Consider the following 7,412-nt stretch of genomic DNA (forward strand, 5'->3'; position numbering starts at 1 on the left):
CGCCGGGAAGCGGAGCGGCGCCGGGAAGCGGAGCGGGCAGCGGGAGCGGAGCGGGCGCGGGAAGCGGAGCGGGGAGCGGGAGCGGAGCGGGCGCGGGAAGCGGAGCGGGGAGCGGGAGCGGAGCGGGCGCGGGAAGCGGAGCGGGGAGCGGGAGCGGAGCGGGCGCGGGAAGCGGAGCGGGCAGCGGGAGCGGAGCGGGCGCGGGAAGCGGAGCGGGCAGCGGGAGCGGAGCGGGCGCGGGAAGCGGAGCGGGGAGCGGAAGCGGAGGTACGGGCGCGGGGACCGGCAACGGCTCGCGCAGCTTGGTTACGACGCCGCGGGCGACAGCCGGCGGAGGGACACCCCAATCCGATGCCGGTCCGGTTCAGGGCGGCGGAGGCGACGTTTTGCAGGGCGGAACGTCCCCGGCGCTCGACGGCGCATCCCGGCCTTACGAGGATGTGTATGCGGAGTATGAAGCGGAGGCGGCAAGGTCGCTCGACCGGTCGCAGCTGCCGCAATCGATGCAGCAGCTCGTCCGCGATTATTTTACCGAAATCCAGCCGAACCGTTGAAATCGGACCGTGTCCCCAATTAACGGAACGGATTTAAACGGATTTCCGTTAAATCTTCGATTTCCCGATATTTCCCTAAAATAAAGGAAACGTTTTTCCGCTATTCCCCGCAAATTACGCCTGAAACGGCCGCGCCGGCTAGAGATAGCGGAACGACGTTTAACGACGTTCCGCTATTTCGCCGCTGAAGACTGATTTTTGACAAATAACGCACTGCAGTTACTGCAGTTCCGCTATTCCTTGCGAGATGCGAATCGTTCGTACGAGCGCTTGGTCAAGGACATCGAGAACGGAGGGAAGGTCATGATCGAATCGAAGGAGCAGCTCGACCGGCAGCTCGCCGAAGTGGCGGCGATCCGGGAGCAGATCGGCCGCGTCATCGTCGGCCAGAAGGAAATCGTGGAGCAGCTGCTCTGGTGCTTGTTCGCCGGCGGCCACGCGCTGCTGGAAGGGATTCCGGGGCTCGGCAAGACGATGCTCGTCCGCACGATCGCGGATACCGTCGATCTCAGCTTCTCGCGCATACAATTTACGCCGGATTTGATGCCGGCGGATATTACCGGGACGAACATCATCCAGTTCGGCGCCCAAGGGGAAACGACGTACCGTTTCCAAAAAGGTCCGCTGTTCGGACATCTGGTGCTCGCCGACGAAATCAACCGGGCGACGCCGAAAACGCAATCCGCGCTGCTCGAGGCGATGCAGGAAAAAACGGTCACCGTCGGGTCCGAAACGCACGCGCTGCCGAAGCCGTTTTTCGTGCTGGCGACGCAAAACCCGCTCGAAAACGAAGGGACGTATCCGCTGCCGGAGGCGCAACTGGACCGGTTTCTCGTCAAAATCGTGGTCTCGTACCCGACGAAGGAGGAGCTGAAGGAAATCGTGCTGCGCACGACGTCGGCCTCGTCCGTCCAAGCGGAAAAAGCGGCGGACGGCGAATCGATTCTGCGCATCCAGGAAACGGCGAAGCAAATCCTCGTGGCGGACGACGTGCTCGATTACGCGGTAAGGCTGCTCATGTCGACGCATCCGGCGGAGGCGGACGCCCCCGAATCGGTCAAGCGTTACGTCCAGTTCGGCTCCGGGCCGCGCGGCATCCAGTCGATCGTCTCGCTGGCGAAAGTGCGCGCCTTCTGCGCGGGACGGCTGAACGTCTCGTATCACGACGTGGAGCAGGTCGCGATTCCGGCGCTGCGTCACCGCATCTTCCTCAATTTCGAAGGGCAGGCGCTCGGCATGTCGACGGACGCCGTTCTCCGCGACGTGCTCGCCGCGACGGAGAGCCGGCGATGAACGCGGAACCGCTTCTTCTCGACTCGCCGTCGCTGCTTCGGCTCGAGCGAATGACGATCGCGGCGAAAAACCGCATACGCGGCGCGATGCAGGGCAAGCGCAAATCGAAGCAGCAAGGGTCGTCGCTCGATTTTGCCGATTACCGCCTGTATGCGCCCGGCGACGACATCCGGCAAATCGACTGGAACGCCTACGGCCGAAGCGGGAAGCCATTCGTCAAGCTGTTCCACGACGAACGCGAGCTTCACGTCCGGTTATGGGTCGACGTGTCGGGCTCGATGAACACCGGCGGGGGAACGTCCGGCGCAGGCGGCGGCACCAAGCTGCTCCACGCGAAAAAGCTGGCCGCCTGCGTCGGCTACATGGCGCTCTCCGGCTACGATCGGGTAAGCGCCGGACTGTTCGGCGATCAAGTGTCGGCCCTGCTGCCGACCGTGCGCGGAAAAGCGGCGGCGCAGCGGCTGTTCCGTTTTTTGGCGGAAGGGGAGCCGGCGGCGGCGGGCGATATCGAACGGGCGCTGCTGCAGCCGATCGCATTGCCGAGACAGCCGGGGATGACGTGGATATTTTCCGACTTCCTGTATGAGAAGGGCGTCCGGGAAACGCTCAATATGCTGCTCGCGGCGCGGCAGGAAGTCGTCGTCGTGCAGGTGCTGTCGCCCGAAGAGCTGCATCCGGAGTATGACGGGGATTTGCGCCTTGTCGACGTCGAAACCGGAGCCGGCAAAGAGGTGGCGATGTCCCCCAAAGTGCTGAAAGCGTATAAAGAAGCGCTCGACGCGTATACGGGCGGGCTCCGCGCCTTTTGCCACGAACGGGGCATTGCGTACGGCCTCGCGCCGACGAACGTATCCGTCCTGGAATGGATCGCGACGACGATGCGGGGGATGGGCGTGCTGCAATAAAGCTAAAGGATCGCCGCCGGCGAAAAAAGCGGACCGGCGGACAGGGTTCCGAATCGTTCGGCGTCTCGCGGCCAAGCTCCGGGAATCGCCGCGGGGAAGGAGGTGCAGGTCATGCATTTCGATTCGTTATCAAGCTTATGGCTCGGTTTATCGCTACCGGCGATCGTCCTCCTGTATTTGTTCAAGCGCAAATATATCGATACGGACGTTTCCAGCCATATGCTGTGGAATCGCGTTTTGAAAGATATGGAGGCGAACCGGCCGTGGCAAAAGCTGCGCAACCGGCTGTTGATGTTCGTCCAGCTGCTCGTCGCCGCGCTGCTGGTGCTTGCCGTCATGCAGCCGTGGGTATGGTCGCACCGCGCCGCGAAGGCGCACGTCGTCGTCGTCCTGGACCGATCCGCCAGCATGACCGCCGCCGCCTCCGCTTCGCCGGACGGAAACGGAGAAACCGCGCTCGATCTCGCCAAACGGCAAATCGCGGACTGGGCCGCCGGCGACGGGAAAAACAGCGCGATCACGCTGCTGGCGATGGGCGAGCAGGCCGAAGTGCTGCTGTCCAAAGAAACCGATGCGGGCAAGCTGCGCGAGGCGCTCGAAAAAGTCGAGCCGTCCTACGGCAAAACGGCGTACAAGGAAGCGATGTCGTTGGCGTCGGCGCTCACCCGCAGCGATCCGGATTCGGAAATTCGGTTGTTTACCGACGGGCAAATCGCCGAGCCGATGACCGGGTTGACGTTTGCCGTCCCGGTCGCGGTGCATCGCATCGGAGAAACGGAAGGGAGCGGCGCGTTGGGCAACGTCGGCATCGTCCAGTTCGGGGTCAAGAGCGAGCGGTCTTCGTCCGGCGGGGCGGCGGCCGTCACCGCCGTAGCCGCGGTCAAAAACTGGGGCGAGGCGCCGCGGCGAATCGAAGCCGCGCTGTATGCCGGCGACGAGCTGGCCGACGTCCAAACGGTTACGGTCGAGCCGGGCAAGCAAGTGTCGCTTTACTTCGCGAAAGCAAGCCTTGCCGATTGGTACAGGCTCGATATCGGGGCGGACGATTCGCTCGCGGCCGACAACGTGTCGTACGCGTTTCCCGAAGGCGATCGGCCTCGAAACGTGCTGCTCGTCGGCGGCGGCAATCTGTTTTTGGAGAAGGCGATGCAGCTGGCCGGCGCCGAAGTGACGAAGCTGGACCCGGACGGGATGGAAGCGTGGATTCGTTCGCAAAAGCCGGGAAGCGGTCCCGATCTGGTCGTCGTCGATTCCGTTCCGGACGGAGCGCTCGCTTCGGAGGAGTGGAGCCGAATGCTAGCGACGCGGCCCGTCTGGTATATCCGTTCGGGGTACGCCGGAGAAGAAAAGACGGTTCCGGTCGGCGCTTACACGGTCGAAGACCATCCGGCGACCCGCTATTTGAAATTTCAGGATACGCATGTCGCATCGGCGAGGCCGCCGGCCGGGTTGACATGGGGGAAGCCGATCGTGACGGCAAAAAACGTGCCGCTCGTGTACGCCGGGGCGGAGAACGGCCAGCCGCGGCTGCTGCTCGCGTTCGCGCTCAGTCAAAGCGACCTGCCGCTGCGCTCGGAATTTCCGGTTTTCGTGCAAAACGCGCTCGCCTGGCTGACCTCCGCCCACGGCGGAAGCCTCGGCCGGGCGGTCGCCGGGGAACGCCGCGACGTCGCGATGTCGGCGGGGGCCGCCTCCGCGACGTGGGTCGCCGCCGAAGACGGCCGGACGGCGGGCGAAGCGGAAACAAGCTCGGGCCGTCTCGCCTCGGTTCAGACGATGCCGGCTAAGCCGGGGCTGTACCGGCTCGAGGAGAAGGACGAAGCCGGGCAAACGGTGCGAAGCCGCTGGCTCGGCGTCGTCGCCGACCCGCGGGAATCGGCCGAAGCCGAGGCGAATATCGATATGATGCAAAACGCCGATCGATCCGCGGAAGCCGGGCGGGGCGAGACGCCGTCCGGAAGCGGACAATCCGGCGACGAAAGCGGAGCGCCTTACGCATTATGGCGGCTGTTCGCCGCGTTGGCGCTGGCGGCCGTCGTCTGGGAATGGGGGGTGTACCGCCGTGGGTCTGCAGTTTGAATCGCCGCTTTATTTGCTGCTGCTCGTTCCGGCGGCGGCTTACCTCGTCTGGGTTTGGAAAACGGCCACCCGTCTCGCGGGCTGGCGCAAACGGATTGCCGCCGCGCTTCGCGGCAGCGTGCTGCTGCTGCTCGTGCTGGCGCTCGCCGGCATGCAGGGGTACGTTTCGATCGAGCGAAAGGCGGTCGTTTTCGTCGCCGACCTTTCGGACAGCATGACGGACGCCTCCGCGCTCGAGGGCTGGATTCGTCAAGCGGCGGCCGGGAAGTCGGAACGCGACGCGGCGGGAGTCGTATCGGCGGGGCTCGACGCGGCCGTCGAAAAAAATGCGGATGCGGCGAGCGTCGAATCGTTCGCGTTCGGCAGCAAGCTGAACACCGAATTTACCCGGCTGGACGAAGCGCTGCAGCTGGCGGAATCGATCATGCCGGCGGACGCTTCGCCGCGCATCGTGCTCCTGTCGGACGGCCGCGAAAACGTCGGCGACGTGCTGCGTCAAGGCAAGCTGCTGCGCGACAAAGGGGTGCCGGTCGACGTCCTGCCCGTCGCCTCTCCGGAGCGGAAAGACGCGGCCGTCGATTCGCTCCGGCTGCCGGAAAAGCTGTACCAGGCGGAGCAGTACGCGCTCGAAGTGACGGTGACGAGCACGTTCGCCGGCAGCGCCGAGCTGCGCGTGTACGAGGAAAATCGGGAAATATCGAACCGTCAGGTGACGCTGGATAAAGGGCAAAACACGTTCGCGCTGCGCGGGCTGGCGAAGGAGCAAGGACTTCACCGGTATCGGGCCGAGGTGTACGCGGCGTGGGACGAAGTGGCGGCGAACAATGCCGGTTTCGGCTTCAGCCGCGTCTCGGGTCCGCCCAAAGTGCTGCTGGTGGAAGGAAGCGAAGGGGCTGCGCAAAATTTGGCCGGCGTGCTCGACTCCGGACTCGTTCCGTACGATATCGCCGCGCCGGAAACGATGCCGAAGGAGCTGGCCGATTTTACCGCGTACGATTCGATCGTGCTGGCCAACGTCGCGGCGACGCGCATGTCCGCGAAGCAGATGGAGATGATCGAGCAGGCGGTGCGCGATTACGGAATCGGACTCGTCATGACCGGGGGCGAGGACGCCTTCGGGCTCGGCGGCTATTTTCAGACGCCGATCGAGCGGACGCTGCCGGTGTATATGGACTTGCGCGGCAAGCGCGAAGTGCCGACGCTCGCCCTCATGCTCGTCATCGACAAGTCGGGCAGCATGAGCGGCGACAAAATCCAGCTCGCGCAGGAGGCGGCGGCGCGCACCGTTCAGCTGATGCGGGAAAAAGACACGATCGGCGTGCTCGCTTTCGATTCCGCGCCGTGGTGGGTCGTCGAGCCGCAGCAGCTGAAAGATCCGAAAAAGGTGACGGACCGGATCAACTCGATCGCCGCGGACGGCGGCACGGAAATTTATACGGCGGTCGCTGAAGCGTATTCGAAGCTGCAGGGCGTGAACGCGCAGCGCAAGCATATCATTTTGCTGACCGACGGGCAGTCGGCGACGAACCAAAGCTACGAGGCGCTCGCCGCCGACATGGTCCAAAACAACGTTACGCTGTCCTCGGTCGCGATCGGCGACGGGGCGGATACGCAGCTGCTGGAACGTCTCGCGCAGCTGGCGAAAGGGCGATACTATTTCACGAACGATCAGAGCACCGTGCCGGCCATTTTCAGCCGCGAGGCCGTGCTCGTCTCCCGCACGTATATCGTCGACCAGCCATTCGTGCCGGCGGTCGGCCAGGCGGCGGAATGGAACGGCATGTTCGCGGGAGGGCTGCCCCGAATCAACGCCTACATCGCGACGACGCCGAAGGAAACGGCCGAGGTGGCGCTGGCGAGTCCGGAGCCGGATCCGCTGCTGGCCCGCTGGCAGTACGGCGCCGGCAAGACGGTCGCCTGGACGAGCGATCTGAGCGGCAAATGGTCGGGCGACTGGGTGACGTGGAGCAAATTTCAGGACGTGTTCAGCCAAATCGTCAAATGGACGTTTCCGCAGTTTCAATCGTCGCCGCTCGAGTTGACGAGCCGGCTGAACGGGAACGCCGTGACGCTGGACGTCCGAAGCGACGCCGGTGTCACGGAAGGCGAGTGGAAGGCGACGGTGACCGACGAAGGGCTGAACCGGACGGACGTGACGCTGACGCCGACCGTTCCCGGAGAATTTTCCGGGCAGATGGAAATCGCCGGCCCCGGCGTCTATTTGACGCAGATTGCCCCATCGAAGGAAGGGGAAGCAGGCGCAGACGGCGCTGGCGGCGTCACAACCGGCTTCGTTGTGCCGTATTCGCCGGAATACCGGATCGCGGCGGACGACGGCGAAGCGAAGCTGCGGCAGCTCGCCGAGCTGACCGGCGGGCGCGTCCTGTCGCCGGATAAGCCCGAGGAAGCGTTCGGCGGCGCGACGGCTCCGAAGAAGCGAGTCCGCGACTTGTCGAGCGCGCTGCTCGTCGCGGCGCTGGCGCTCTGGCTCGCGGACGTCGCGACCCGCCGGCTCCACGTGCCGTGGCGCCGGCTCGCGCTCGCCTTCGCGCCGCTGCGCGGCCGCCGCTCGCCTTCCGGC

4 protein-coding genes and 1 pseudogene are annotated in these 7,412 nt (G+C 64.9%); all 5 read left to right on the forward strand.

Annotation, left to right across the window (positions count from 1 at the left end; translation table 11 throughout):
• Window positions 1-554: pseudogene (locus PV407_RS09090) on the forward strand (phage tail tape measure protein); the annotation flags it as partial.
• Window positions 555-857: 303 nt separating this feature from the next.
• On the forward strand, window positions 858-1,847 hold the full coding sequence (locus PV407_RS09095; protein WP_332089604.1) for an AAA family ATPase: 990 nt from the start codon (window positions 858-860) through the stop codon (window positions 1,845-1,847).
• Window positions 1,844-2,752, forward strand: coding sequence for a DUF58 domain-containing protein (locus PV407_RS09100; protein WP_332089605.1), 909 nt, complete (start codon window positions 1,844-1,846; stop codon window positions 2,750-2,752). The genes PV407_RS09095 and PV407_RS09100 overlap by 4 nt, the downstream gene beginning before the upstream one ends.
• A gap of 111 nt (window positions 2,753-2,863) precedes the next feature.
• Complete coding sequence (locus tag PV407_RS09105; protein ID WP_332089606.1) at window positions 2,864-4,831, forward strand: vWA domain-containing protein; 1,968 nt, start codon at window positions 2,864-2,866, stop codon at window positions 4,829-4,831.
• The coding region (locus tag PV407_RS09110; RefSeq protein ID WP_332089608.1) for a VWA domain-containing protein at window positions 4,815-7,412 on the forward strand (2,598 nt) is incomplete at its 3' end. The genes PV407_RS09105 and PV407_RS09110, both read left to right, overlap by 17 nt.

The sequence above is a fragment of the Paenibacillus sp. GYB003 genome, assembly GCF_036577625.1.
Taxonomy (GTDB): Bacteria; Bacillota; Bacilli; order Paenibacillales; family NBRC-103111; genus Paenibacillus_AB.

Coding starts and splice junctions, on each gene's coding strand:
- PV407_RS09095 (WP_332089604.1), top strand. CDS start 858: ATGATCGAATCGAAGGAGCAGCTCGACCGGCAGCTCGCCGAAGTGGCG.
- PV407_RS09100 (WP_332089605.1), top strand. CDS start 1,844: ATGAACGCGGAACCGCTTCTTCTCGACTCGCCGTCGCTGCTTCGGCTC.
- PV407_RS09105 (WP_332089606.1), top strand. CDS start 2,864: ATGCATTTCGATTCGTTATCAAGCTTATGGCTCGGTTTATCGCTACCG.